This is a genomic window from Pseudonocardia sp. ICBG162, from assembly GCF_020496225.1.
Lineage (GTDB): Bacteria > Actinomycetota > Actinomycetes > Mycobacteriales > Pseudonocardiaceae > Pseudonocardia > Pseudonocardia alni.
Map to the genome: position 1 here is coordinate 18971 of NZ_JAHLJD010000005.1, position 25564 is coordinate 44534.

24 protein-coding genes, 1 tRNA gene and 1 pseudogene are annotated in these 25564 nt (G+C 76.5%); 13 read left to right on the top strand and 13 right to left on the bottom strand.

Features of this window, described 5'->3' with window-relative positions; all coding sequences use genetic code 11:
- The first annotated feature begins 35 nt into the window (after positions 1 to 35).
- Together KPL60_RS00440 and KPL60_RS00445 are read left to right on the top strand one after the other, a co-directional pair.
- Complete coding sequence (locus KPL60_RS00440) at positions 36 to 740, top strand: DsbA family protein (protein ID WP_226364517.1); 705 nt, start codon at positions 36 to 38, stop codon at positions 738 to 740.
- A gap of 22 nt (positions 741 to 762) precedes the next feature.
- Positions 763 to 1449: an SGNH/GDSL hydrolase family protein gene (locus tag KPL60_RS00445; protein ID WP_226364518.1), complete on the top strand. Its 687-nt coding sequence runs from the start codon at positions 763 to 765 to the stop codon at positions 1447 to 1449.
- Positions 1450 to 1521: 72 nt separating this feature from the next.
- On the opposite strand, the gene KPL60_RS00450 is transcribed toward KPL60_RS00445, so the two are convergent.
- Positions 1522 to 2199 (bottom strand): hemerythrin domain-containing protein, encoded by a 678-nt coding sequence (locus KPL60_RS00450; protein ID WP_226364519.1) that lies wholly within the window; start codon positions 2197 to 2199, stop codon positions 1522 to 1524.
- Between the two features lie 35 nt (positions 2200 to 2234).
- Positions 2235 to 2609 carry a nuclear transport factor 2 family protein gene (locus KPL60_RS00455; RefSeq protein ID WP_226355114.1) on the bottom strand — a complete coding sequence of 125 codons (375 nt, stop codon included), beginning with the start codon at positions 2607 to 2609 and terminating at the stop codon, positions 2235 to 2237.
- A 125-nt stretch (positions 2610 to 2734) separates the two neighbouring features.
- Here KPL60_RS00455 and KPL60_RS00460 point away from each other — a divergent pair, with 125 nt between their 5' ends.
- On the top strand, positions 2735 to 6130 hold the full coding sequence (locus KPL60_RS00460) for a BTAD domain-containing putative transcriptional regulator (RefSeq protein ID WP_226364520.1): 3396 nt from the start codon (positions 2735 to 2737) through the stop codon (positions 6128 to 6130).
- 79 nt (positions 6131 to 6209) lie between these two features.
- Here KPL60_RS00460 and KPL60_RS00465 read toward each other — a convergent pair whose 3' ends face one another.
- Entirely contained in the window at positions 6210 to 7406 is a 1197-nt protein-coding gene (locus tag KPL60_RS00465) for an MFS transporter (protein WP_226355112.1), read from the bottom strand.
- 139 nt (positions 7407 to 7545) lie between these two features.
- Here KPL60_RS00465 and ppk2 point away from each other — a divergent pair, with 139 nt between their 5' ends.
- The 5 genes from ppk2 (at position 7546) to KPL60_RS00490 (ending at position 13298) form a co-directional block, all read left to right on the top strand.
- Complete coding sequence (ppk2, locus tag KPL60_RS00470) at positions 7546 to 8343, top strand: polyphosphate kinase 2 (RefSeq protein ID WP_161151226.1); 798 nt, start codon at positions 7546 to 7548, stop codon at positions 8341 to 8343.
- A gap of 91 nt (positions 8344 to 8434) precedes the next feature.
- Positions 8435 to 9529: an SDR family oxidoreductase gene (locus tag KPL60_RS00475; RefSeq protein WP_226355111.1), complete on the top strand. Its 1095-nt coding sequence runs from the start codon at positions 8435 to 8437 to the stop codon at positions 9527 to 9529.
- A 25-nt stretch (positions 9530 to 9554) separates the two neighbouring features.
- The gene (locus KPL60_RS00480; RefSeq protein WP_226355110.1) at positions 9555 to 10112 is read left to right on the top strand and encodes a TetR/AcrR family transcriptional regulator; all 558 of its coding nucleotides are present in this window, start codon (positions 9555 to 9557) and stop codon (positions 10110 to 10112) included.
- Between the two features lie 43 nt (positions 10113 to 10155).
- A complete protein-coding gene (locus tag KPL60_RS00485) occupies positions 10156 to 10908 on the top strand; it encodes an FkbM family methyltransferase (protein WP_226364521.1) in 753 nt (250 codons plus the stop codon).
- Between the two features lie 35 nt (positions 10909 to 10943).
- Complete coding sequence (locus KPL60_RS00490) at positions 10944 to 13298, top strand: CDP-alcohol phosphatidyltransferase family protein (protein ID WP_226364522.1); 2355 nt, start codon at positions 10944 to 10946, stop codon at positions 13296 to 13298.
- 8 nt (positions 13299 to 13306) lie between these two features.
- Here the strand turns inward: KPL60_RS00490 and KPL60_RS00495 are convergent, their stop codons facing one another.
- Entirely contained in the window at positions 13307 to 13975 is a 669-nt protein-coding gene (locus tag KPL60_RS00495; protein WP_226364523.1) for a dihydrofolate reductase family protein, read from the bottom strand.
- A 93-nt stretch (positions 13976 to 14068) separates the two neighbouring features.
- On the opposite strand from KPL60_RS00495, the gene KPL60_RS00500 reads away from it, so the two are divergent.
- Positions 14069 to 15049, top strand: coding sequence for a zinc-binding alcohol dehydrogenase (locus tag KPL60_RS00500; RefSeq protein ID WP_226364524.1), 981 nt, complete (start codon positions 14069 to 14071; stop codon positions 15047 to 15049).
- Here the strand turns inward: KPL60_RS00500 and KPL60_RS00505 are convergent.
- Positions 15043 to 15693 carry a GTP cyclohydrolase II gene (locus tag KPL60_RS00505; RefSeq protein WP_226364756.1) on the bottom strand — a complete coding sequence of 217 codons (651 nt, stop codon included), beginning with the start codon at positions 15691 to 15693 and terminating at the stop codon, positions 15043 to 15045. The genes KPL60_RS00500 and KPL60_RS00505 overlap by 7 nt on opposite strands.
- Positions 15694 to 15705: 12 nt before the next feature.
- Here KPL60_RS00505 and KPL60_RS00510 point away from each other — a divergent pair, with 12 nt between their 5' ends.
- On the top strand, positions 15706 to 16449 hold the full coding sequence (locus tag KPL60_RS00510; protein ID WP_226356637.1) for a creatininase family protein: 744 nt from the start codon (positions 15706 to 15708) through the stop codon (positions 16447 to 16449).
- Positions 16450 to 16509: 60 nt separating this feature from the next.
- On the opposite strand, the pseudogene KPL60_RS00515 reads toward KPL60_RS00510, so the two are convergent.
- The 4 genes and pseudogenes from KPL60_RS00515 to KPL60_RS00530 all read right to left on the bottom strand — a co-directional run.
- Positions 16510 to 17355: pseudogene (locus tag KPL60_RS00515) on the bottom strand (lysylphosphatidylglycerol synthase transmembrane domain-containing protein); the annotation flags it as partial.
- A complete protein-coding gene (locus KPL60_RS00520; RefSeq protein WP_226364757.1) occupies positions 17352 to 18176 on the bottom strand; it encodes an SAM-dependent methyltransferase in 825 nt (274 codons plus the stop codon). The pseudogene KPL60_RS00515 and the gene KPL60_RS00520, both read right to left, overlap by 4 nt.
- A gap of 32 nt (positions 18177 to 18208) precedes the next feature.
- Complete coding sequence (locus tag KPL60_RS00525) at positions 18209 to 19273, bottom strand: glycosyltransferase family 4 protein (RefSeq protein ID WP_226364525.1); 1065 nt, start codon at positions 19271 to 19273, stop codon at positions 18209 to 18211.
- Complete coding sequence (locus KPL60_RS00530) at positions 19270 to 19668, bottom strand: 6-carboxytetrahydropterin synthase (protein WP_226356635.1); 399 nt, start codon at positions 19666 to 19668, stop codon at positions 19270 to 19272. The genes KPL60_RS00525 and KPL60_RS00530 overlap by 4 nt, the downstream gene beginning before the upstream one ends.
- A 289-nt stretch (positions 19669 to 19957) precedes the next feature.
- On the opposite strand from KPL60_RS00530, the gene KPL60_RS00535 reads away from it, so the two are divergent.
- Complete coding sequence (locus KPL60_RS00535; protein WP_179761111.1) at positions 19958 to 20104, top strand: hypothetical protein; 147 nt, start codon at positions 19958 to 19960, stop codon at positions 20102 to 20104.
- Positions 20105 to 20150: 46 nt separating this feature from the next.
- Here the strand turns inward: KPL60_RS00535 and KPL60_RS00540 are convergent, their stop codons facing one another.
- Entirely contained in the window at positions 20151 to 21320 is a 1170-nt protein-coding gene (locus KPL60_RS00540) for a YbfB/YjiJ family MFS transporter (RefSeq protein WP_226364526.1), read from the bottom strand.
- Positions 21321 to 21435: 115 nt separating this feature from the next.
- On the opposite strand from KPL60_RS00540, the gene KPL60_RS00545 reads away from it, so the two are divergent.
- Complete coding sequence (locus tag KPL60_RS00545) at positions 21436 to 22005, top strand: TetR/AcrR family transcriptional regulator (protein ID WP_226364527.1); 570 nt, start codon at positions 21436 to 21438, stop codon at positions 22003 to 22005.
- Between the two features lie 4 nt (positions 22006 to 22009).
- Here the strand turns inward: KPL60_RS00545 and KPL60_RS00550 are convergent, their stop codons facing one another.
- Entirely contained in the window at positions 22010 to 23338 is a 1329-nt protein-coding gene (locus KPL60_RS00550; protein ID WP_226364528.1) for an MFS transporter, read from the bottom strand.
- Between the two features lie 339 nt (positions 23339 to 23677).
- Between KPL60_RS00550 and KPL60_RS00555 the strand changes: the two genes are divergently transcribed.
- A tRNA-Arg gene (locus tag KPL60_RS00555) sits at positions 23678 to 23750 on the top strand.
- Positions 23751 to 23815: 65 nt separating this feature from the next.
- Here the strand turns inward: KPL60_RS00555 and KPL60_RS00560 are convergent.
- The gene (locus KPL60_RS00560; protein WP_226364529.1) at positions 23816 to 24565 is read right to left on the bottom strand and encodes a CPBP family intramembrane glutamic endopeptidase; all 750 of its coding nucleotides are present in this window, start codon (positions 24563 to 24565) and stop codon (positions 23816 to 23818) included.
- Positions 24566 to 24704: 139 nt separating this feature from the next.
- The gene (locus KPL60_RS00565; RefSeq protein ID WP_226364530.1) at positions 24705 to 25493 is read right to left on the bottom strand and encodes a hypothetical protein; all 789 of its coding nucleotides are present in this window, start codon (positions 25491 to 25493) and stop codon (positions 24705 to 24707) included.
- Between the last annotated feature and the right edge of the window lie 71 nt (positions 25494 to 25564).

Sequence of the window (25564 nt, forward strand, 5' to 3'; positions counted from 1 at the left end):
GCACTGCCGGCACCCCGACCGGGTACCCGGGTGGGATGAGCGACGAACTCGAGTTCTTCTTCGACCCGATCTGCCCGTTCTGCTGGGTCACGTCCCGCTGGGTGGTGGAGGTGGGCCGTCGTCGCGAGCTGGCGGTGCACTGGCGCCCGTTGCCGCTGGCGATGCTGAACGAGGGCATCTCCTACGAGGAGCGGCGGAAGGTCTCGGAGTCCTACCCGGACTCCCACCTCCGCGGCCTGGAGATGCTGCGGGTGATCGCCGCGGCCGAGGCGGTGGCGGGTCCCGGGGTCGTCGGGGACCTCTACACCCGGTTCGGCGAGCTGGTGTGGGACTCCCCCGCACCCGACGGCGAGGGCTTCGACCCGGTCATGCGCGTCATGGCGCAGCAGCGGGACCTGCGTCCGGTGCTGGAGGACCTCGGCCTGGACCCTGCCCTGGCCGACGCCGCGACGGGCACCGACCTCGACGAGGGCCTCGCCGCGAACGTGGCGGAGGCCCGGCGGCGGTGCGGCGACGACGTCGGTACCCCGATCCTGTCGTTCTCCCCGCCGGACGGGCCGGCCCTGTTCGGGCCGGTGATCGACTCCGTGCCGTTCGGCGAGGACGCGCTGCGGCTGTGGGAGGCGACGTACACCCTCGCCACCTGGCCCGGGTTCGCCGAGCTCAAGCGGAGCCTGCGGTCGTTCCCCGACACCCCGCTGACCGCGCGGATCGCGCACGGGGAGACGACGGTGCGATGACGATCTCTGCTTCACTGAGGACGTGACCGACGCGGGCGATCTCGGCTTCTCCAACCGGACCGGGCGCCCGCCGGGCCGGGTGATCACCGCGGTGTCCCGGTTCGTGCCCGCGATCCGCCGGGTGCAGCAGCAGATCGAGCCCTACGCCGCGTACTGGGAGCAGCGCAACCGCACCGAGCTCGCCCGGACCGGGCCGCTGTGCGTCGCGCTGGGCGACTCGATGGCCCAGGGCGTCGGCGCGTCGGCCCCGGAGTGCGGCTGGTTCGGGCAGCTGGTCCCGCTGCTGCCGGGCTGGCGCACGGTCAACCTGTCCCAGTACGGCGCCCGCGTCGACGACGTCCTCGACGCGCAGCTGCCGGCGGCGCTGCGGCTGCACCCGGACCTGCTGCTGTGCCTGATCGGGTCGAACGACCTGATGCAGCCCAAGCACCAGGAGGGCGTCGGGAGCCGGTACGCGGCCCTGCTCGACCGGCTCCCGCGCGGCACGGTCGTCGGCAACCAGCCGGGCACCTTCGCCGCGGCGGTGCAGGTCAACGGCCTGATCGACGACGCCGTGCGGCGCCGCGGGCTGGTGCTGGCCGAGCTGCGGGACCCGCGGACGCGGCACTGGCGCGGCAAGCTCGCCTCCGACCGGTTCCACCCCAACGACCGCGGCTACGCCGCCATCACCGAGGTGTTCGGGGAGGCGCTGCGTCGCGCCGGTCACTAGGCCCCGGGCAGCGCCACCGGCAGGCCTGCACGTCCCAGTAGCAACGACGGTCGTGCCGGTGCTCCCCGGCGTTCACGACCGCTCCGGACCGTGCACGGCGCGGCGACGGCGCGCGTAGGCCCGTGGCGCGATCCGCGGCAGCAGCAGCCGCGCCGGCCCCGGCGCGTGCGCCAGCATCCCCCGCACCACCTCGGGGTCGGCGTCGTGCATCAGCATCCCGAACACCGTGACCAGCTGCGACGACGGCACGGCGGCGACGCCCGCGTCCCCGATCGCCCGCCACTCGGACCCGCTCAGGTACTGCCCGGCCAGCGGGAGGACCTCGCGTTCCTCGGCCCGCAGGTGGGGGGCGAGCTCGTCGTGCAGGGCCTCCAGCCCGGCGGCGAGGGCCGGCGCCGCGTCGTCGTCGCCGGCACGCCAGCGGCCCCGTGCCTGCTCGACGCGGGCGAGACGGTCCTCGATGCCGGCGTGCTCGTGCTCGCGGGCCTCGACGGTGCGCAGCGCGTCGCGCGGGGCCCGCTCGCGCAGCAGCGGCAGGAGCAGCCGGTCCTCGCCGTCGTGGTGGTGGCCCAGCATGTCCAGGACGAGCCGCAGGTGCCGGGCGGTGCGGGCGCGCCGCCGGGCCGGGCCGGGCGTGGCCCGGGCGACCGCGGCGGGCGCCCAGCGGATCTCCCGCAGCAGCGCGGCGTGCACGACGACCATGTCGCGGGTGTCGACGGCCCCGTCCGGGGTCGTGGTGGTCGGGCCCATGGGGTCCCTCCTCGGGGTGGTCGGTCCGGTTCCGGTCAGACGAACAGCGGGTCGTCGATGACGACGGCCCAGCTGCCGTCGGGGCGGCGGCGGGAGACCTCGGCGGTCGTGCCCTGCTGCGTGACCACCGAGCCGTCCGGCAGGACGATCTCGGCGGTCCAGCTCGCGGAGGTCAGCGCCACGTCGTCGGCGACGACGAGCTTGCGGTCGGTCCCCTCCAGCCGGCGGATGGTCGCGGTCATGGCCTCGAAGGACGTGCGCAGCGCGTCCGGGCCGGTGGTCTCGCTGCCGTCGAACTCGACGACGACGCCGCGCTCGGTGTCGTAGAGGGCGAGCAGGGCGTCGACGTCGCCGGCGTTGACGGCCGTCTCGAACGCGTCGTGGATCTGGGCGGGGTGGGTGATGGTCATGTCCGTGTCCTCCCGGTGCGTCCCGCCGGGCTCTCCGGCGGCGACGGGGGAAGACTCGGCCGCCGGTGTTGCACCGGGCTTGCACGGACCTGTCACCGCGGTCCGGGGCGGTGCATGCTGGTCGGGTGGTCGGTCACCTGCGGCTGCGGGTCCTGGGCCCGGTGGAGATCGGCGACGGCGACACCGCCGTCGTGGTCCGGCGCCCGCTGGAGCGGGGTCTGCTCGTGCGGCTCGCGCTCGCCCGCGGCGTCGTCGTCCCGGACGGGATGCTGGCCGCCGACCTGTGGGACGACGACGAGGGCACCGTCGAGCGGCTGCGCGTGGTGGTGTCCCGGCTGCGGCGCACGCTCGGTCCGGCGGGTGCGGCCGTCGTCCGGGCCGGTGGCGGGTACCGGGTCGACGCCGACGTGCCCGACCTGCGCGCCATGACCGCGGCCGCGGAGCGGGCCGACGCCGCCGCCCGTGCCGGGGACCACGCGACGGCCCGGGCCGCGGCGGGCGAGGCGCTCGGCTGCTGGCGCGGACCGGCACTGTCGGACCTGCGGTCGCTGCCGTTCGCGCGCGCCGAGGCCGACCGGCTCGACGGCCGCCGGGTGGAGCTGACGGTGGCGCGCCTCGCCGCGGAACAGGCGTCGGGGGACGGGGCGCCGGTCCCGGCGGAGCTGGTCGAGCTGGCGGCCCGGCACCCGCTCCACGAGCCGCTGCGCGGGATGCTCGCCGTCGGGCTCTACCGGGCGGGACGCCAGGCCGACGCGCTGGCCGAGCTGGCCGGGCTGCGCCGCACCCTGGCCGACGAGCTGGGTGTGGACCCCACCGCCGCGACGACCCGGCTGGAGCTGCGGCTGCTGCGCCAGGACCCGGACCTGCTCCCGGCCCCCGCGCCCCCTCCGGCACCGGCCGGGCGGGCCGGCGCGGCCGTCGCGCCCGCCCCCGACACCGGCCTGGTGGGCCGCGACGCCGAGCTGGCCGTCCTCGCCGGGGCGCTCGACCGCGCCCTGGCCGGGGAGCCCGCGGTGGTGCTGGTCGAGGGCGGACCGGGGATCGGGCGCACCCGGCTGCTGGAGGCCGCGGGCGTGCTCGCCGCCGCCCGGGGTATACCGGCCGCGACCGGCCGCGCGGTCGCGGGGGGCGGCGCGCCCGTGTTCGGGCCGTGGCGCCGGGCGCTGGAGCGGTGGGCCCGGGAGGTCGGCCCGGCGGTCGCGGGCCCGGTGCTCGCCGGTGCCCCGGAGCCGGTCGCCCGCGTCCTGCCGGAGCTGGGCGGGACACCCCCGCCGCCGGGCCCGGCCCCGTCCGGGCCGGACGAGCGGCTCGGGCTGTTCGAGCACGTCGCGGCCCTCGTCGCCGACGCCGCGGACGCCGGCCCCGGGCTGGTGCTGCTGCTCGACGACCTGCACCTCGCCGACCCGGCGTCGCTGATGCTGCTCGGGCACGTGGCCCGGACCGACCGGCGGTGTCCGCTGCTGGTCGTCGTGAGCCTGACCGACGGTGCGCTCGACGACGACCGGGCCGCGGCCAGGGCCGCGCTGCTGCGGGCGCCCGCGACCGTGCGGATCGCACCGGCCGGGCTGCCCGCCGACGCCGTGGCCGTGCTGCTCCGGCGCGAGTCGGGGCGCGCACCCGACGAGGCGACCGTGGCCGCCGTGGTCCGGCGCACCGGCGGCAATCCGTTGTTCGTCCGCGAGCTGGCCCGCGTCCCGGACAGCGCCGCGCAGGAGCTCCCGGCCGCCGTCCGGGACGTCGTCGCCGGGCGGCTCGCGGTCCACTCCGCACCGGTCCGGGAGGTCCTCGTCGCGGCGGCCGTGCTGGGCGGCGGTGTCGACGCCGACCTCGTCGCCGCCGTGACCGGCACGGCCGTGGTGGACGTGCTCGACCGGCTCGACGACGCCGTCGCCGCCGGGCTCCTGGCGCCCGACCACCACTTCGCCCACGAGATCGTCCGCGACGCGGTGGTGCTGCAGGCCGCCCGCGGCACCCGGGCCCGCATCCACCTGCGGGCCGCGGAGCACCTGGACGCGACCGGCGGCGACGGGGCGGCGCTCGCCCACCACCGGCTGGCGGCACTCCCGCTCGGCGACCGGGCGGCCGCGGTCCGGGCCGCCACCGCGGCCGCCGACCTGGCGCTGCACCGGTTCGCCTTCGAGGAGGCCGCCGCCCTGCTGGAGCGGGCGCTCGCCGCCGGGCCCGGTGGGCCGCCGGAGCGGGCGGCGCTGCTGCTCGACCGGGCCCGTGCCCAGTACCTGGGGCACGACGTCGCCGGGGCCGTGCGGAGCTGCGAGGACGCGGCGGCCCTGGCCGCGCACCTCGACGACCCGGAGCTGCTGGGCCGGGCCGCGACCCTGCTCCCCGAGGTCGGCGACGCCGGGTGGCTCGCCACCAGCCGTCGCTGGTGCCGGACCGCGCTGGCCGGGCTCCCGGACGCCGACTCCCCGCTGCGGGCCCGGCTCACCGCGCAGCTCGCGGCCGCCTCGGCCTGGGACGACGACCGCGCGGGCCCCGACCGCGTCGTCGCGACCGGGACGGCGGCGCTGGCCATGGGCGAGAGGGTCGGCGACCCGGCGGCCTGCGCCATCGCGCTGCGGGCGCTGCAGCTGGCCCGCTCCGGACCGGCCGGGACCCGGCCGCGGCTCGACCTGGGCGACCGGATGACCGCCCTGGCCGACGGGCTCGGCGACTCCGCGGAGCTGTGGGGGCGGCTGTGGCGGTTCGACGCGCTCGTCCAGCTCGGCCGGACCGCCGACGCCGAGGCCGAGCTGGACCTGCTCGAACCCGTCGTCGCCCGGATGCGCCGCCCGCTGCCGCACTGGCACCTGGTCCGCAACCGCGCCTGCCTGCTCAGCGCCCGCGGCCGGTTCACCGAGGCCCGGGCCGCCGCCGACGAGGCGATCCGGCTCGCCGAGCGCGGACACCATCCGGCGGCGGAGTACCCGGCGCACGCGCTGCGCACCAGCATCGCGATGCTGACCGGGGACCCGCTGGACCCGCGGCTGCCCGCGATCGAGCGGCAGCAGCCCCCGCCGCGGCTGCTGACGATGCTCACCGCGCTGTGGCAGGCCCGGCACGGCGACGCCGAGGAGGCCGCCGCCCTGTACGAGCAGCTCCCCCGCCCCGAGACCGTCGCGCTGCGACCGTTCATGGAGGTGCTGTTCCACGCCACGAGCGGCGGGCTGGCCGCGGCGCTGGGCGACGACCGGGCCGCCGACCACGCCTACGCCGCGCTGTCCCCGTGGGCGGAGCTGCACGTGGCCGCCGGGGCCGGGGTCGCGTGGACCGAGGGCTCGGTGCACGGCGTGCTCGGCGTGATCGCCGGCGCGCGGGGTCGCACCGGCGACGCCGTGGACCACCTGCGCGCCGCGGTGGCGGCGGACGCGGCCGCCGGCCTGCTGCCGCACGCCTGCCTCGCCCGTGCCCGGCTGGCGGCGGCGCTGCGCCGCCGCGGCGACGCCGGGGACCGGGCCGAGGCCGACGCGCTCGCCGCCGAGGCCGCAGGCACCGCCGCGCGGCTCGGCCTGGCGCTGCCGTGAGCACCGCGGCAGCACGCGGAGCGGCCCGGACCGCGGCGGTACCGCGAGCCGCCCGGACCGCGGCGGTACCGACGGCCGCTCAGACCGCGGCGACCTCGCGCGCCCGGGACGCCGCCGTCCGGTCCCCACGCCCGGCCAGCACCGCGACGACCAGCCCGACCACGGCCAGCCCGGCCGCGACGACGTTCGGCGAGGCGTAGCCGTAGCCGGCCGCGATCACCGTGCCGCCCAGGGCGGCCCCGATCGCGTTGGCGACGTTGAACGCGGCCTGGTTGGCCGCCGAGGCCAGGTTCGGCGCGTCGCCGGCGCCGCTGATGATCCGCAGCTGCACGGCCGGGACCAGCGCGAACGTCGTCACGGCGAAGGCGAACAGGGCGACGACCGCGGTCGCCTGGTTCTGCAGGGCCGGCACGAACAGCAGCGCGACGACGGCGTCGGCGACGAGTGCGCCGTAGATCGTCGGCATGGTCGCGATGTCGGCCAGGCGGGCGCCGACCAGGTTCCCGACGGTCATGCCGACGCCGAACAGCGCGAGCAGCAGCGTGACCTCGGTCGGGGTGAACCCGGCGACCTCGACCAGCATCGGGGTGATGTAGCTGTAGGTGCTGAACAGCGCGGCCCCGCCGACGGTCGCCACCAGCAGCGCCGTCCACACCGGACGGTGGGTGAGGGCGCGCAGCTCGGCGCGCAGGCGCACCGGGGTGGCGTCGCGGACGTCGGGGACGCAGGCGGCGACGGCCACCGCGGCGACCGCGGCGATCACCCCGACGACGCCGAACACCGGCCGCCACCCGAGCTGCTGCCCGAGCAGGGTCCCGACCGGGACGCCCGCGACGTTGGCCAGGGTCAGTCCGGCGAACATCGTCGCCATCGCCCGGGCCCTGCGGTCGGCGCTGACGAGCCCGCCCGCGACGACGGCGCCGATACCGAAGAAGGCGCCGTGCGGCAGCCCGGCGAGGAACCGGGCGGCGAGCACCGGCAGGTAGCCGGGCACGACGGCGGACAGCACGTTGAACGCGGCGTAGCCGGCCATGAGTCCGATGAGGACGTGCTTGCGCGGGAACCGGTTCGCCGCCGCGACCAGCAGCGGGGCCCCCACGACGACGCCGATCGCGTACGCCGAGATCAGCCGGCCGGCGTCGGGGATGTCGACGGCGAGCCCGCCGGCGACGTCGGGCAGCAGGCCCATGATCACGAACTCGCCGGTGCCGATGGCGAAGGCGCCGACGGCCAGTGCGGCGAGCGCGAAGGCGGGACGAGTGGTGACGGCACGCATCGGGTGCCTCCTCCGGGGAGTGGTGGGACAGGGAGGCGGCGTCGTCGTCGCGAATTAACACGTTAGACGAGTAAATAGGCGACGCGCCAGCCCACCGCGTTGTCCGCCACGTCACCCCGCCTTCTGGTTGGCTGTGCCGCTGAGCACCCCGAAGCTGCCGCGCAAGGTCTACGACGCCGAGCTGCTCCGCCTGCAGGGCGAGCTGCTGCAGATGCAGGAGTGGGTCCGGGCGTCGGGCGCCCGGGTGGTCGTGGTCTTCGAGGGACGCGACGCCGCGGGCAAGGGCGGGGCGATCCAGCGGGTCACCCAGTACCTCAACCCGCGGTTCACCCGGATCGTCGCGCTGCCCGCGCCGACCGAGCGCCAGAAGGGCCAGTGGTACTTCCAGCGCTACGTCGAGCAGCTGCCCGCGGCCGGCGAGATCGTGCTGATGGACCGGTCCTGGTACAACCGCGCCGGCGTCGAGCGGGTGATGGGGTTCTGCACCGAGACCGAGTACCGCCGCTTCCTGCGTCAGGCGCCGGTGTTCGAGAACATGCTCGTCGAGGACGGCATCCACCTGCGCAAGTACTGGTTCTCGGTGAGCGCCGAGGAGCAGGCGCGGCGGTTCGCCGAGCGGCTGGAGAACCCGCTCAAGCAGTGGAAGCTCTCGCCGATGGACCTCGAGTCGATGACCCGCTGGGACGACTACTCCCGCGCCCGCGACGACATGCTGATCCACACCGACACCGAGCACGCGCCGTGGTGGATCGTCGAGGCCGAACAGAAGCGCAACGCGCGGATCAACATGATCCACCACCTGCTCGGGTCGATCCCCTGGGAGCCGGTGGCGCGACAGGTGCTGACGCTGCCGGACCGGAAGCCGTCGACGGGCTACGAGCGCCCGCCGCGCGAGGTGCAGCGCGACGTGCCCGACCACGCGTCGACGCTGATCTAGGTCACACCCACCCGGCCGGTACGACCGGTACCGGATACCGTCCCGACGAGCGACGATGCGGCACGGACGCCGCGCGAGAGGCGGTGCACCCGTGGGTGTCGTGCTGTTCACCGGGTTCCCGGGGTTCCTCGGGTCGGCCCTGCTGCCGCGGACGCTGCGCCGCGCACCCGACGCGCGCGCGGTCGCACTGGTGCAGGCCAAGTTCCTCGACCAGGCCCGCACGACGCTGGCCCGGATCGAGCGCGAGGCGCCGGAGATCGCCGGGCGCACCGACCTCGTCGTCGGGGACATCACCGTCGACGGGCTGGGGCTGGAGCAGGCCGAGCGCGAGCGCCTGCTCGGCGGGCCGCTGGAGATCTTCCACCTGGCCGCGGTCTACGACCTCTCGGTGCCGGCGGACGTCGCCTGGCGGGTGAACGTCGAGGGCACCCGGCACGTCGTGCGGTTCGCCGAGGCCGCGTCGCAGCTGGTCCGGCTGCAGTACGTGTCGACCTGCTACGTCTCGGGCCGCTACGACGGCATCTTCTCCGAGACCGACCTGGAGCTCGGCCAGCCCTTCGCCAACCACTACGACCACACCAAGCACGAGGCCGAGCGCGTCGTGGCGAAGGCCCGCGACGCCGGCCTGCCGGTGTCGGTCTACCGGCCGTCGGTCGTCGTCGGGGACTCGGTGACCGGCGCGACGCAGAAGTTCGACGGCCCGTACTACCTGCTCCAGCTGCTGGCCCGGCAGGGCCGGACGGCGTTCGCGCCGCTCCCCCGCGCCGCGTCGCGGACCCGGTTCAACCTGGTGCCCTCGGACTACGTCGTCGACGGGATCGCCGCGCTGGCCGGGCACGGCCCGGCGGTGAACCGGACGTTCGCGCTGGCCCAGCCGGCCCCGCCGACGGTGACCGAGATGTGCGAGGTATTCGCCGACCGGCTCGGCAAGCAGCTGCGCGTGGTGCCGATGCCGGTCGGGCTCGCCGCGTTCTCCATCGACCACGTACCCGGCGTCGGACGGCTGTTCCAGGTCCCGTCGAGCACGCTGGAGTACCTGACCCACCCGTCGCACTACGACACCGACGCGACGACGGCGATGCTCGGCGGGCTCGGCGTCCACTGCCCGCCGTTCGCCGGGCACGTCGACGCGATGGTCCGCTTCTTCGGGGCGAATCCGCAGGTCGGAACGGCTGCGATGGTCTGACGCCGGGAGGTCTACCGTCTCCGGCGTGGCCATCGAGCGGAACGACGTGCTCCTCGCGGCCGCGACCGTGCTCGTGCAGAACCCGGCCGCGTCGATGTCGGAGATCGCGACCGGCGCCGGCATCAGCCGGGCGACCCTGCACCGGCTCGTCGACGGCCGGGAGGCCCTGCTCTCCGAGCTCAGCGAGATGGGCGTGGAGCGCGGGATCGCCGCGATCCGGGAGGCCCGGACCGACGAGGGCGACCCGATCGAGGCGGTGCACCGGGTCATCGTCGGGCTGCTGCCCTCGGTGGACCTGTGGGTGCTCGCCGAGCGCATCCAGTCCAGCGACGAGGTCCTGGCCCGCTACGCCGAGATGGACACCCTGCTCGTCGAGCTGTTCCAGCGCGGGCAGCGGAGCGGGGCCTTCTGCGTGACCCAGTCCGCGACGTGGATGACCGAGGCGCTCTACGCCCTGCTGACCCGGGCGGTGCTCGCCGCGCACGACGGCAGGCTCGCCCGGCAGGAGATCATCGGGGTCACCGAGCGGACGCTGCTGGCCGGGGTCGTGGAGACCGCCGACCGCAGCCCCGCCACCCCCTGACTCACACGCCCGGTTCCTCCCTTTCGCCCACTACGCTCGGGGTGTGCTGACCCGCGCCTCCGGCATCGCCCGCTCCCTCGCGACCTACCACGGGATCCCGGGCCGGCAGCGCCGGATGCGCCGCTTCTACTCCGCGTTCCTGCGCCCCGGCGACCTCGCCTTCGACGTCGGCGCGCACGCCGGCAACCGGGTGCGTGCCTGGCGGGCCCTGGGCGCGCGGGTGGTCGCCGTCGAGCCGCAGCCGGACTTCACCCGGCTGCTGCGCCTGTTCTTCGGCCGCGACGACGCCGTGACCGTCCTCCCCCTCGCCCTCGGCGCCGCGGCGGGCACCGCCCGCCTCGGGGTCTCCCGCGCCACCCCCACCGTCTCGACGCTGTCGCAGCGCTGGCGCGACACCGTCGCCGACGACGCCGGGTTCGCCCGGGTGACCTGGGACTCCTCGATCGAGGTGCCGGTCGGCACCCTCGACGCGCTCATCGCCGAGCACGGCGTCCCGGCCTTCTGCAAGATCGACGTGGAGGGCTTCGAGGCCGACGTCCTCGACGGGCTGTCCCGTCCGCTGCCCGCACTCTCGGTGGAGTACCTGCCCGCCGCGCACGACGCCACCCTGGACTCGCTGGACCGCATCGAGGCCCTCGGCCGGTACGTCTACCGCTACTCCCCCGTCGAGACGATGACCTGGGACGTCTCGGCCGGGGACCGCTGGGTGGACGCCGCCGCACTGCGCGCCCTGCTCGACCGGCGCCGCCCGCTGGGCCGCTCGGGCGACGTCTACGCCCGCCACCTGCCGGACTGACCCACCACCGGGGAAGATCACCGGACAAGTCGGGCATGCTGGAGCGCCTGATGTTCCGCCCGTCCCGCGGCACCGCCGCCACCGCCCCCGTCGCCCCGCAGGTCGCGGCGGGCGCGGCGCTGCTCGCCGCCGTCCTCGCCGCGCTCGTGCCGACGACCGGGGCGGGCGCCCTGCGGGTCACCACCGCGGCCGTCACCGGCGTCGTCGCCGCGGCGCTGCTGCTGCGGGCCGCGCGCCGCGCCGGGGAGCGGACGCTCGGCCCGGCCGGGGTGGTCACGCTGGCCCGCGGCGCGCTCGCCGTGGCCGTCGTCGCCCTGGTCGGCCTGGACGGCGCCGGGACCGTCGCGCTGGTGACGCTCACCGCCGTCGCGCTCGCCCTCGACGGCGTCGACGGCCCGGTCGCGCGCCGCACCGGCACGGCGACCGCGCTGGGCGCCCGGTTCGACATGGAGACCGACGCGTTCCTGCTGATGGTGCTGTCGGTCCACGTCGCCGCGACGACCGGCCACTGGTGGGTCACCGCGCTGGGCCTGCTGCGCTACGCCTTCGTCGCCGCCGGGCGGGTCGCGCCGTGGCTGCGCGGTGCCCTGCCGCCGCGCTACTCGGCGAAGGTCGTCGCCGCGCTGCAGGGGATCGTGCTGGTCGTGACCGCGGCCGGGGTGCTGCCCACCGTCGTCGCGCTCACCGCGGTCGGGGTCGCGCTGGCCTCGCTGGTGTGGTCGTTCGGGGTGTCGGTGGTGCAGCTGTGGCGGGCCGCCGACCGGCACCCGTTCCACGCCCGCCGGGCCGGGGCCGCGCTGCTCACCGCGCTGTGCGCCGCGCTCGTCGGCGGGGTCCTGGTGCTGCCCGCCGACCCGGCCGCCCTCGACCCGGCCGGGCTGCTGCGGCTGCCGATCGAGGCGGTCCTCGGCGCGGCGGTGCTCGCACTGCTGCCCGGGCGGGTCCGGCGGGTCGCCGCCGCCCTCGCCGGGGCGCTGCTCGGCGTCGTCGGGCTGCTCAAGCTCGCCGACATCGGCTTCCTCACCTTCCAGGGCCGCCGGTTCGACGCCGTGTCCGACTGGTCGCTGCTGGGCAACGCGCACGAGTTCCTGCGCGGCGCCGCCGGTGCGGCCGGGACCGCGGTCGCCGTGCTCGCCGCCGTCGTCGCGGTGGGGCTGGTCGTGGCGACGGCCGCCGCGGCGGCCCGGCTCGGGCGGCTCGCGGCCCGGCACCGGCGGGCCACCGTCGGGACCGCCGCGCTGCTGGCCGCGGCCTGGCTGCTGGTGGGCACCCTCGCCGACGCCCGGCTCGTCCCCGGGGTGCCGGTGGCCGCCGCCGACGGCGTCGCCGAGGTCGCCCACCGCGCCGGGCAGATCCCGCGGACGCTGGCCGAGCGCCGGGAGCTCACCGAGTCCCTCGCCCGCGACGCGTGGGCCGGCCGTCCCCCGGAGTCGCTGCTCACGGCGCTGCGCGGCACGGACGTCGTCATCGTCTTTGTCGAGAGCTACGGCCGCAACGCCCAGCACGCCCCGGAGATGGCGCCGCGGATCCGCCCGGTGCTCGCCGGGGCCGACGCCCGCCTCGCTGCGGCCGGGTACGGCGCACGCAGCGGCGTGCTCACCGCGCCGGTCAACGGCGGCGGCAGCTGGCTCGCCCACGCGACACTGTTCTCCGGGGTCCCGATCGCGGGCCAGGGCGCGCACGACCGGCTCACCGCGTCGGACCGGCTGACCCTGCCGCGCGCGTTCCGCGACGCCGGGTGGGAGACCGCCGTCGTCACCCCGGCGACGACGCGGGAGTGGCCCGAGGCCGCCTTCTTCGGCCACCAGCGGGTGCACGCCGGTGCCGACCTCGGCTACGCGGGCCCGCCGTTCAGCTGGTCGCCGATGCCCGACCAGTACACCCTCGACGCGTTCTCCCGGCTCGAGCTCGACCGCCCCGGCCGGGGACCGCTGCTCGGCACCGTGGTGCTGACCTCCAGCCACGCGCCGTGGTCGCCGGTGCCGCCGCTGCTGGACCCGGCCCGGATCGGCGACGGCGCGGTCTACGGCCCGTACGCCGGCGGTCAGCAGGCCTACGACACGATCTTCTCCCTGGACCGGGCGACGCTGCGCGCGGACTACCTCACCTCGCTGGAGTACGCGCTGCGCAGCGCCACCGGCTGGGTCGCCGACCGCCGCGGCGACGACCGGGACCTCGTCGTCCTGCTGCTGGGCGACCACGAGCCCGGCGCGACGGTGTCCGGGCCCGGCGCGGGCTCCGACGTCCCGATCTCGGTGATCACCCGCGACGCCGGGGTGCTGGACCGGATCGACGGCTGGGGCTGGACGCCCGGGCTGCTCCCGCCGCCGGACGCGCCGTCGTGGCCGATGGCCGGGTTCCGGGACCGGTTCCTGGCCGCGTTCTCCTGACCGGCGACTCAGGACGTGCGGTAGCGCAGCAGCACCAGGTCGCCCATCGGGCGGGCCTCGACCAGCGCCATGCCGCGCTGCGGGCACTGCGGGAACCGGCCGTCGCGCACGAAGCGCGGGGCCCGGGCGTCGCCGACGAAGAACGGCGCGACGACCACGTGCAGCTCGTCGACCAGCCCGGCGGTGAGGAACGCGGTGTGCACGGCGCCGCCCCCTTCGACCAGCAGCCGCCGCACGCCGCGGGCGGCCAGGTCGTCGAGCACCGCGCGCGGGTCCGGCGGGTCCCCCGCGGCGACGACCTCGGCGGCGCCTCCGAGCCGCTCACGCAGCGCGGCCGCGGCCGGTGCGGCCGTGAACACCAGCGGGGCGTCCCCGCCCGCGAACACCCGCGCCGACGGGTCCAGCGACGCCCCGGTGGTCAGCACCACCCGCCGCGGCGACGGCGGGCGGCCGTCGGCGACCCGCGCGGCGCGACGCTGCGCGCAGCGCACCAGCAGCCGCGGGTCGTCGGCGCGGACGGTGCCCGCGCCGACCAGGATCGCGTCGACCCCCGCGCGTACGGCGTCCACGCGGTCGAGGTCGTCGGCGTCGGAGAGCACCAGGGTGTCCGGGCCGGCGTCGTCGATGTAGCCGTCCAGCGACATCGCGACCGACGCCAGCACGTACGGCCGGTCCACTCAGACCACCTCCGCGCACCGGGCCGTCGCCCGATACGTCCGGATACTGTCGGGGCCGTCGGCGCGCCGGGCGCCGGGATCGGGGACGGCGCGGTGGGGCACGAGGCACGGGCGTTCTGGCTGGCCGCGCCGGGGCACGGCGAGATCCGGACGGTGCCGGTGCCCGACCCCGGCCCGGACGAGGTGCTCGTCCGCACCCGGTACACCGCGATCAGCCGCGGCACCGAGACCCTGGTGTTCCGCGGCGAGGTCCCGGAGTCCGAGCACGAGCGGATGCGCGCCCCGTTCCAGGACGGCGGCTTCCCCGCCCCGGTGAAGTACGGCTACCTGGCCGTCGGTGAGGTCGAGCAGGGCCCGCCGGAGCTCGCCGGGCGGACCGTGTTCTGCCTGTACCCGCACCAGAGCCGGTTCGTGGTGCCCGCCGACGCGGTCACCGTCGTCCCCGACGACGTGCCCGCCGCGCGCGCCGTGCTCGCCGGCACCGTCGAGACCGCCGTGAACGCGGTGTGGGACGCCGCCCCGCTGGTCGGCGACCGGATCGCCGTCGTCGGGGCGGGGATGGTCGGGGCGTCGGTGGCCGCGGTCCTGGCCGGGCTGCCCGGCGCGCGGGTGCAGCTCGTCGACCCCGACCCGGACCGGGCGGCCGTCGCCGCGGCGCTCGGCGTCGGGTTCGCCTCTCCCGACGACGCCGAGGGCGACCGGGACCTCGTCGTGCACGCCAGCGCCACCCCGGCCGGCCTGGCGCGCTCGCTGGAGCTGCTCGCGCCGGAGGGCGAGGTGGTCGAGCTCAGCTGGTACGGCACCCGCTCGGTGCCGCTGCCGCTGGGCGGGGCGTTCCACAGCCGCCGGCTCACCATCCGTGCCAGCCAGGTCGGCACGGTGTCCCCGCGCCGGGCGCGCCGCGGCTACGGCGACCGGATGGCGCTGGCGCTGCGGCTGCTCGCCGACCCCCGGTTCGACGCGCTGATCGGCGGCGACTGCACGCTCGACGAGCTGCCCGCCGTGCTCGCCACGATGGCGGCGGGCGGGCCGCCGTCGCTGTGCCTGCGGGTGTCGCACGACGGGGTTCAGTAGCCGGTCGCGGTGTGGCCGCGCGGCGTGTCCGGCGTGGCGTCGACCTGCGGCAGGACGTGCCCGAGCCGGTCGCGCTTGGCGGTCAGGTAGCGCACGTTGTGCTCGTCGGCGGGCTCCAGCACCGGCACCAGCTCGGTCACGACGATGCCGTGCGCGGTCAGCGCCTCGACCTTCGCCGGGCTGTTGGACAGCAGCCGCACCCGGCCGATCCCGAGGTGGCGCAGCACGACGGCGGCGGCACCGAAGTCGCGCACGTCGACCGGCAGTCCCAGCGCGACGGCCGAGTCGACGGTGTCCAGGCCGTCCTCGTCCTGCAGCACGTGCGTGCGGATCTTCGCGAGCAGGCCGATGCCGCGGCCCTCGTGCCCGCGCAGGTAGACGATCACGCCGCGACCCGCGCGGACGACGGCGTCGATGGCGATCGACAGCTGCGCCCCGCACTCGCAGCGGCGCGCACCGAAGACGTCGCCGGTGAGGCACTCGGAGTGCATCCGCACCAGCGGGGCGTCCACCGCCGTGGGGTCGCCGTGCACCAGCGCGAGGTGCTCGGGGCCACCGTCGTACTCGCGGAAGGCGACGGCGCGGAATTCCCCGTGCCGTGTGGTCAACCGGGACTCGGCGAACTCGTGTCGGTCGTCGTGCACCCTCGCTCCTCCATGATCGGGCGGGGCCGTGAGAGCCTCGCCTGCGTGAATCCCCTCCCGGTCGACACCACCGAGGACGTCCGGGAGCGGGGTGCCGCCGTGGCCCTGCTCCCGGTCGGGAGCCTCGAGCAGCACGGACCGCACCTGCCCCTGACCACCGACACCCTCGTGGCGTCCGCGGTCGCCGCCCGGGTCGCCCGGGCCCACCGCGTGCGGGTCCTGCCGCCCCTGACGATCTCCTGCTCCCACGAGCACGCCGCGTGGGCGGGCACCGTGAGCATCTCCGCGACGACGCTGGTCGCGGTCGTCGCCGACGTCGCCGCCTCGTTGCGCGCCGCGGGCACCACCGCGCTGGTCCTGGTCAACGCGCACGGCGGGAACCACGTGCTGCGCAACGTCGTCCAGGAGTCCTCCGTCGGCCCGCTGCCGATGGCCCTGTTCCCCGTCTCCGAGGACTGGACCGCCGCCCGCCGGGCCGCCGGGTGCGAGACCTCGAACACCGCCGACATGCACGCCGGGGAGCTGGAGACCTCGATCCTGCTGCACACCGCCCCCGACCAGGTCCGGCCGTCGTACCGCACCGCCGACCACGTCGCCGACGAGCGGCCGCACCTGCTCACGACCGGGCTCGCGGCCTACTCCGCCACCGGTGTGGTGGGACGGCCGTCGCTCGCCACCGCCGAGAAGGGCCGGGGCCTGCTCGACGCGCTCGTGGTCGCCTTCGCGGGCCACCTGCGGGTGCTCGCCGGGCGCTGACGGCGCGGTCCCCCGGGCCGCGCGGCGGCGCCGCAGCACCACGAGCGCGCCCGGCGCGACTCCGACGAGCGCCAGCACCCCGTAGGCGACGGCGGCGGCGAGGCCCTCGGCGGCCGGCAGCCCGACCGCAGCGAACCCGGCCGCGGCGGCCGCCTCGCGCGGCCCCCACCCGCCGACGGTGAGCGGGATCGTCATCGCCAGCAGCGCGACCAGCAGCAACGGCAGCAGGACGGTGAGCGGTGCGGTCGCGCCGGCCGCCCGCGCGGCCAGCACGAACACCGTGAGGTGGCAGGCCAGCGCTCCGGCCGAGGTCAGCACCAGCCCGGCCGCGGTGCGCGGGCGCAGCACGGTGCGCGCGTCGGCCCACACCCGTCCGAGGCGGGCGCGCAGTAGCCACCCGGCCCCGCCGAGCGCGGCCACGACGGCGAGCACGGGCAGCACCGCGCCGCCCGGGACCGCGCCGGACGCCACCCGCAGCAGGTCCGGCTGCAGCGCCAGGACGACGGCGACGGCCGCCACCGCGACCAGCTGCCCGGCGACCCGCTCGAACACCACGGCCCGGACCCCGGCGCCGAGGTCCCCCTCGCTGCGCCCGTGGCCGACCGCGCGGTGGACGTCGCCGAGCACCCCGGCGGGCAGCAGCGAGTTGAGGAAGGTGGCGCCGTAGCAGTCGGCGACGGCGCGTCCCGGGGTCAGGCCGAGCCCGATCGAGCGGGCGACCATCCGCCACCGCCAGGCGCTGAGCACGGTCGCCACCGCGCCGAGCAGCAGCGCGGCGACGACCGCCGCCGGCCCGACGCCGCGCAGGCGCTCCAGCACCGGCCCGACCCCGATCTGCACGAACAGCACGGCGAGCAGCCCCACCCCGGCGAGCAGCCGCAGGGCCGGACCCACCCGGCCGCTCACGACCGCTCCCCCGGCACCGCCAGCAGGTCGGTGTGGCCGACCGAGACGGTGAGCTCTCCCGCGTCGAGGGCGCGCTCGCGCCGGTCGCGGTAGGCGCCGGCGTGTGCGGCGAGGCCGGGACGCTGCGCGCACGCCGCGTCGAGCCGTCCGGCCAGCCACTCGCGGAGCAGCGCGGGCCGGTCGGGGCCGAGCCGCCACGGCGAGTCGGCGGTGCGCACCCGCGCGCCGTGCCGGGTGAACGCGGCCGCCGCGGCGGCGGGGGCGTCCGGCCCGAGCATCCGTCGGCCGTTCTCGTCGCGGCGCTGGTGGTCGTCGAAGGCGGCGCCGATCTCGGCGTCGAGCGGGTCCTCGGGGTGCAGCCGGACCCGGCCGGACACGGTCAGGGTGACCAGCACGGGGCAGCCGGCGGCGGTGCAGGCGGCGGCCAGGGCGTCCATCTCGTCGGCGGTGAGCAGGTCGAGCAGTGCGGACGCGGTGATCAGCGACGTCCCGGCCAGCGCGTCGGCGCCGAGCCCGGTGAGGTCACCGGGTCCGGCCTCGCCGGTCACGCCGTCGGGCAGCGACGCGACGGCGTGGGAGAGCACGACGGGGTCGCGGTCGTGCAGGACCCAGTGCTGTCCACCGGGCCGGGCGAGGCGCGGGGCGAGCCAGCGGCCCATCGACCCGGTGCCGCAGCCGAGGTCGCGCACCAGCAGCGGGCCCGGCGGCAGGAGGTCGCGGACGGCGTCGGCGAGCGCGGTCGAGCGGGCGTCGGCGTCGGCGGGCTCGCGCAGGGCGAGCCACTCCGGCGGGCAGACCGGGTCGCCCGCCGCACCCTGGATCGGGACGGGGGCGCGGCGGTCGGCGGCGGCGCTCACGGCAGCACCGCGCAGAGGGCCCGGGCGGTGTCGTCCCAGCCGTCGAGCCGGTCCCGGCGGTCCCGGGCGGCGGCGCGCAGGTCCGCACGCGTCCCCGGGTCGGTCAGCCAGGACCGCAGCGCGCCGGCCAGCGCGTCCGGATCGCCGGGGGCGACGAGCAGCCCACCGCCGCCGAGCGCCTCGGGCACCCCGCCGACCGCAGCGGCGATCACCGGGACGGCCCGGGCCAGCGCCTCGGTGACGACCATCCCGTAGCTCTCGGTGCGCGAGGGCAGCACGAGCAGGTCCGCGGAGGCGTAGGCGGCGTCGAGGGCGGGGCCGGTCAGCGGGCCGGTGAGGGTGATCCGCCCGGCCAGGCCGTGCCGGTCCACCGCCGCGCGCACGGCCGCGGTGTGCGCGGGGTCGCGGTCGAGCGGCCCGGCCAGGCGCAACGTCCACTCCCGGTCGGCGACGCGGGCGAGGGCCTCGACCAGCAGGTCGTGGCCCTTGGTCGGGGTGAGCGCCCCGACCGCGAGCAGCCGGGTACCGGCCGGGTGCGCGGACGTCATCGGGGCAGCGTCCACCCCCGGCGACGCGACGTGCACGCGGGCGACGGGCAGCTGGTGCAGACGGACCACCCGCCGTGCCGTCCATTCGCTGGTGGTGACGACGGCGGCCGCCGCGTGCAGCGCCGCGTGCTCCCGGGCCCGGCGGTCCGCGACGACCGCCGCGGCGAGCCCGTGCTCGTCGCCCAGTGGCAGGTGCACCAGGACGACCGCGCGTACCCGGCCGGTGTGCCGGGCGAGGACCCCCGGCGCGGCGCAGGCGACGAGCCCGTCGAGCAGCACCGACGCGCCGTCCGGGACGCCCGTGAGCGCCGCGTCGAGCCGCTCGAGGGCGGCCCGGTCCGGGTCCGGCCAGCCACCCGCGACGGCGATCTCCCGCACGGGGCGGTCGAACGCGGCGCAGACACCGCGGTCGTAGCGGTTCCCGCCGCTCGGGGAGCGCGGGTCGTCGATCCCGGCGGGGACGACGACGTGCACCGCACGCCCCGTGGTGCGGGGCGGTGCGGGAGCCGTCACAGGTCCCGCTCGTAGCTCGCCCACGCGACGTGCGACTCGTGCAGCGTCACCGTCAGGCCGGTCAGCCCACCGGCGTTGCCGCCGAGCCTCCCCGCGCCGATGCGGTCGGCGAGCCGGTCCGCGATCGCCCGGGCCAGGAACTCGGTGGTCGTGTTGACGCCCGCGAACTCGGGGTGGTCGTCGAGGTCTCGGTGGTTGAGGTCGGCGAGCGTCTCCGCGAGCTGCGCGGTGGCCAGCCCGATGTCGACGACGATCCCGTCCGGGTCCAGCTCGGGGCGCCGGAAGGTGGCGTCGACGAGGAAGGTCGCGCCGTGGCGCTGCTGCGCCGGTCCGAAGACCTCGCCGCGCAGGCTGTGCGCCACCATGACGTGGTCCCGGACGGTGATGCTGAACAAGCGGTCCTCCTGCGCACGGCGCTCGCTGAACCGGTTGTCCAGACGAAAAGCGGGCAATGTTCATGAAAGCACCACGCCGGTGACGCGGCGACCGAGCCGCGTCGCGGCGGTGGCCCGCGCTGGTCACGCGCGTGCGCCCGGCTGCTGCGGCCCGTCACCGGTGCTGCTCCGAGCGGATGAGGCGTGACACACGATGGTCACCATTGAGACAATGGTGTCTCACTGGCTACTCTCGTGGTGCGAGTCGGACAGAGCAGCTTCCGAGTCGACCACCACGAGGAGGTAGCCGATGACCACCCACGAGACCCCGATGCCGTCCTGGCCCGAGACCCTGCGGGACGCCGGCCGGCGCACCGGGAACATGCTCCGCGCGATCTGGGTGGGCATCGACACCTGGAGCGCCGTCACGCACGGCCGCACCCCGGCCCGTCGCTGACCCCCGTCCCCCGGTGCGACACGTCCGCACCGGGGGACGCCGTCGTTCAGGCCCGGTCCGCGTCCGGCGGCGCCAGCCGCGGGTGCAGCTGCGCCCAGGCCAGCAGCCCCAGCGCGGCGGCGACGGCGAACGTCCCCGCCGTCCCGATCCGACCGGCCAGCGCCCCGGCCAGCGGTGAGCCCACCGTCTGACCGACGCCCAGGGCGAGGCACGCCCAGGTCACCGCGCGTGCGGGAGCGCCCGGGAGGATGTGGGCGGCCCACAGGATGCACAGCCCGGTCAGCCCGATGTAGCCCGCGCCGAACAGGCCCGCCGAGACGACCGCGCCGGCCAGGCCCGGCTCCGGCAGCGCGAGCAGGGCGATCCCGGCCGAGAACAGGGTCCAGACGACGAGCCCGACCGTCCGCAGCCCGTACCGCTGCGCCGCCCGTCCCACCGCGCCGCCGAGCACGCCGACCACACCGATCGCACACCAGGCGACGGTACCGACGACCGGCCCGGCGCCGAGCTCGTCGAGCCGCGCGGTCGAGAAGGTCCAGTACGGCGCGCTGACCAGCCCGAGCAGCCCGGCGACGGCCAGCAGCGGCAGCACCCGGCCGCGCCCGCGCTCCGTGGGCGCCGCCTCGGGGACCCCCCGCGGCAGCAGCCACGCGGCGGCGGCGGTGACGACGACCGCGACCAGGCCGAACCCGAGCCAGACGGCCCGCCAGTCCCCCGGCAGCAGCGGCGTGAACGCGGTCAGCGCGAGCCCCGCCCCGGTGCCGGTGTTCGCCCAGGCCTGCGCCCGGGTGCGCGCGGCCGCACCGACCGTCTCGACGACGAGCTGCGCCACCCCGGGCGTCGCGATGCCGGCCCCGGCCCCCGCCACCACTATCGCGGCACCGAACACCACGACGCCCGGCGCGAGGGCCATGAGCAGCAGCCCCACCGTCGCGGAGACGGCGGCCGCGATCGTGGCGCCGCGCGCCGACCGCGCCGACAGCGCCGGAGCGGCGAGCAGCCCGAGGACGTAGCCGGCCGTGGAGAGCCCGCCGAGCACGCCGACCGCGGCCGGGGTCAGCCCGAACGTCTCGGTGAAGCGGGGCACGAACAGCCCGTAGGTGTAGCGGGCGACGCCGTAGCAGAGCGCGATCACCCCCGCGCCGAGCAGCGCGGTGGTCCACCAGGGCCGGCCGGTGGCGGGCGCAGGTCCGGGCCGTTCGCAGGTCGCCGTCATGCCGATAGTGAACAGACCTGTCTGTTTGTTTGCAACTCGGCTCGACAGTCAGCGCCGTTTCTGCTGCTAGAGTCGGCCCTCAGAACAGACCGTTCGGTTCACTCCAGGAGGACCTATGGCACGCACACGGCGCGGCGACGCCGGGGCGAAGGTGCTCGACGCCGCGTCCCGGCTCTTCTACCGGGACGGCATCAACGCGGTCGGGGTGGACACCGTCGCCGCCGAGGCGGGGGTCACCAAGACGGCGCTGTACACGAACTTCGGCTCGAAGGACCGGCTCGTCGTCGCCTACCTGCGGGACCGCGACCGCCGGTGGCAGTCCGACATCGACCGGATCACCGCCGACCACGCGTCGCCACGGGACCGGATCCTCGCCGTCTTCGACGCCTACGAGACCTGGCAGTCCCGGGAGGACTTCCGCGGCTGCGCGTTCCTCAACGCGGCCTCCGAGCTGCCGCGCCTCGACCACCCGGCCCGCGAGGTCGTCCGGCACCACAAGACCGCGCTGCGCAGCTACCTGCAGGCCCAGGTCGAGCGGCTGGGGACGACCGAGCCGGCCGCGGCCCTCGCCGGGACCCTGATGATCCTGCTGGAGGGGGCGGCCGCGATGGCGGTGGTCGAGCGCGGGACGGGGCCGATCCGCGCGGCCCGGGAGGTCGCCGACGGGCTGCTCCCGGCGGCCTGAACGGTCACACCGGGACCGGTCCGTGCGGGTGCTGGTCGTCGACGACGAGCCGGTGCGCGTGGGTCCAGCCGTGCACCGAGGGGCTGGCGGTGACGACGTGGGCGTGGTCGGCGTCGTGGTCGTGGCGGTGCCGGACGAGGTCGGCGCCGGCCGTCGGCCAGACCGTGACCGCCACCCCGAGCGCGACGACGGCGAGCGCGGCGAGGACCGACCAGGTGACGGTCCAGCCGCCCGAGACCGCCAGCCAGCCGGTGAGCGGGTAGGTGACCAGCCAGCAGGCGTGCGAGAGCGAGAACTGCGCGCTGAACAGGGCGGGCCGCTGGCCGGGCCCGGCCGAGGTGCGCAGCAGGCGACCGGTGTTGACCATGATCCATCCCGGGCCGAAGCCGACCAGCGCCCACGCGAGCGCCGCGGTCGTCCACGACGGTGCGGCCGCCAGCAGCAGGGTCGCGCCGGCCGCCAGGCAGGAGACCGCCGCGCCGGCCAGCATCACCGTCCGGACCGGCAGCCGTCGGGCGGCCCACGGGGAGGCCAGCGCCGCCGCGGCCGTCCCCGCGCCGGACACCGCGAGCAGCAGCCCGACGTCGGCCTCGGTGCCCCCGAGCAGGTCGCGGACGACGTTCACCGTCGTCACCAGCGACACCACCCCCACCGCGGCGACGACGACGTTCAGCGCCAGCAGCCCCCGCAGCTGCGGGACCGCCCGGAACAGCCGGACCCCGAGCAGCAGCCGGGTCGCGAAGCCGCCCTGGGCGCGGCCCGCGACCGGCGGGACGGCCGTCGACGCCACGAGGACCGCGGAGAACACGAACCCGGCACAGGTGCCGACGAACAGCGTCGAGTAGCTCATCACCGCGACGGCCGCCGCGGCCAGCAGCGGGCTCAGCACCGTCTCCGCGCTGCTCGCGAGCTGCGAGGCCGACAGCGCCCCGGCGTAGTCCCGCTCGTCGGGGACGACGTCGGGGATGACCGACTGGAACACCGGGGTGAACGTCGCCGAGGCCACCTGGAGCACCGCGACCAGGACGAACACCTGCCAGATCCCGGTCACCCAGGGCAGGACGAGCACGACCGCCGCGCGGACGACGTCCGCACCGACCATCAGCATCCGTCGCGGGACCCGGTCGGCGACCGCGCCGACGACCGGCCCGACGACGACATAGGCCACCATCTTGATCGTCAGCGCCGAGCCGAGGACGAGCGCGGCCCGCTCGCCGGCCAGGTCGTAGGCGAGCAGCCCGAGCGCGACCGTCGTGAGCCCGGTCCCGACCAACGCGACGGCCTGGGCCGTGAACAACCGGCGGAACCGCGTGTTCCGGAACAGCGATCGCACTGGCCCTCCCCCGTCGACTGCGGGGACCGTAGAACGATTTCCCGATCGCCCCAACGAATCAGTTGCCAGAGGGGAGCGGCAGCCTCCCGGCGTGAACTGCGAGGTGGCGGTGGCACCGTCCCCGTTCCGCGATTCCGCAGGTCAGCGGGGTCCGCTCCGCAGTTCCGACTGCGAGGAGGTCGCTGTCGCCGGGAACTCGCAGAAGCCTTCCGGTGTCGTAGTGGGCGAGGTCACGGCGACGATTCCCGGATTCCTCGCGGACGGCGGATCCGCCGTTCCGCGGCGTGGCGGGCAGCACCGGCGGTCGGGCGGGGAGGCGTCCGGGTAGGCTCCCCTCAGGCCCTCGTAGCTCAGGGGATAGAGCACCGCTCTCCTAAAGCGGGTGCCGCAGGTTCGAATCCTGCCGGGGGCACGCAGGTCAGAGGCACAACGACGATCCTCCGACCGGAACCCGGAGCTCGACGACACCGTCCCGGTTCAGGCGGCGCCGTTCCCGTCCCGGCTCCCGCGCGGGCCGATCGTCCACGCGGGAACGGAACCACGGACGACACCGACCATGACCACGATCATCACCACGCGGAGCGCGATCCCCACCACTCCGCCCTCCGGCCCGTACTCGCCGCCGGTCAGCCACGACGGGCCGGTCGTCGACTGGTCGAGGACCGGTGTGGCCAGCGCGTAGCCGCTCACGGTGAACCCGAGCGCGACCTGCAGCGTGTTCCAGGCCCAGCGCATGCCCACCCCGAACCAGATCCGCCCGGTCCGCCACCGCGCGAGCCCGTTGACCAGGTTCGTCGCGACCGCGCCGACGACCGGCAGCACCCCGCTGCCCGTGGAGAACACGTACGGCACCGCCACCAGCACACTCGTCACGACCAGTGCAGCGGTACGACCGACGACCACCCCCAGCCCGGTCATCAGCAACGCCCGGAACACCACCTCCTCGACGAGGAACAGCACCAGGAAGTAGACCGCGACACCGACCAGCACCGCCGTGACGCCGGCGAACGGACCCGGCCGCAGCGTCCCGGTCGCCGCGAGCGCCCCGTAGAGCACACCGACCGACACCGCACCGAACAGCACACCCCGGGCGAGGTCGGGAAGCGGTCCCGGCCGGACCGACAGCCCCAGCCGGGTGCGCCCCCGGCGACGCGCGCGCACGGCCAGTACCCCGAGGACGGCGGCCGGGACGAGGAGCAGGGCGTTGGCCACCATCTGCGTGTCCATGGCGACACCCTGGCGCCATTCCTGATCACCGGCAAGACGGACCCGGCGGGTGCCGACAGGCCCGACGCGAGGCCCCGCCCCGCGAGCAGGTCACCGACGGGCTGCCCGGGATGCGCCGCCGACGCGGCCACCGTCCGTGTCAGCCGCGGTGCGGTTCCCCCTTTCCGCCGGCCCAGGCCGGACGGAGCTCGTCGCCGCCGGCCAGCGGTGGCCACGACCCTTCCCCGCGCCGGTCCCGGGTGGTCGTCGCGGCGGCGTACAGCTGGATGTCGCGCAGACCGACGCCGACACCGGCCCGTCGCAGGTGCCGCACGAGGGGGACGACCTCCTGCTCCCACCACCGTTCGGCGAGGGCGCGCCGGTCCGTCAGGGGAGCGTCGCGCAGGGACTCGCGGAAGCCCCACGCCTCGGCGGCGTCCGCGAGCCGCATCCAGTCGGCCGAACGGTCGAGCCACAGCTCGGTGCGCACCGGGTCGGGCAGCGGGATGCGGGTCAGGAACTCCCGCTCGGCGGCCTTGCTGGGCAGGTGCATCACCCTCAGACAGGCCAGCGCGTAGGCGACGGTGCACACCCACCGCACCCGGGCCGGGATGACCGCGTGGCCGCGTGCGCGGGCGACCGAGACACGGTGGTGCCCGTCGACGACGAAGTACATCTCCCCCAGACGCAGCAGGTCGATCCGGGCGACCGGCCCGCCGGGGCGGGCCATCAGATCGGCGACCGCGTCCCACCGGTCCCGCAGGTCCGAGTTCCTCAGCCGGAACTCGGCGTCGAAGTCCTCGGCGCGCCCGACGGTTCCGACGATCCGCTCGACGCGGACGTCGTCGTGGTACTCGAGCATGTCCCCGCGACGGCCGAGAGCGAGCACGGCGTCCTCGTACGGGACGAGCCGGTCCACTCCCGCCGCGCTCCGGAGTAGGTTCCGCACCCGGAGACCATAAGGACATGAGCGACGACGGCGCCACCTCGCCGAGGGGGAACGCGTTCCCGTGACGTCCG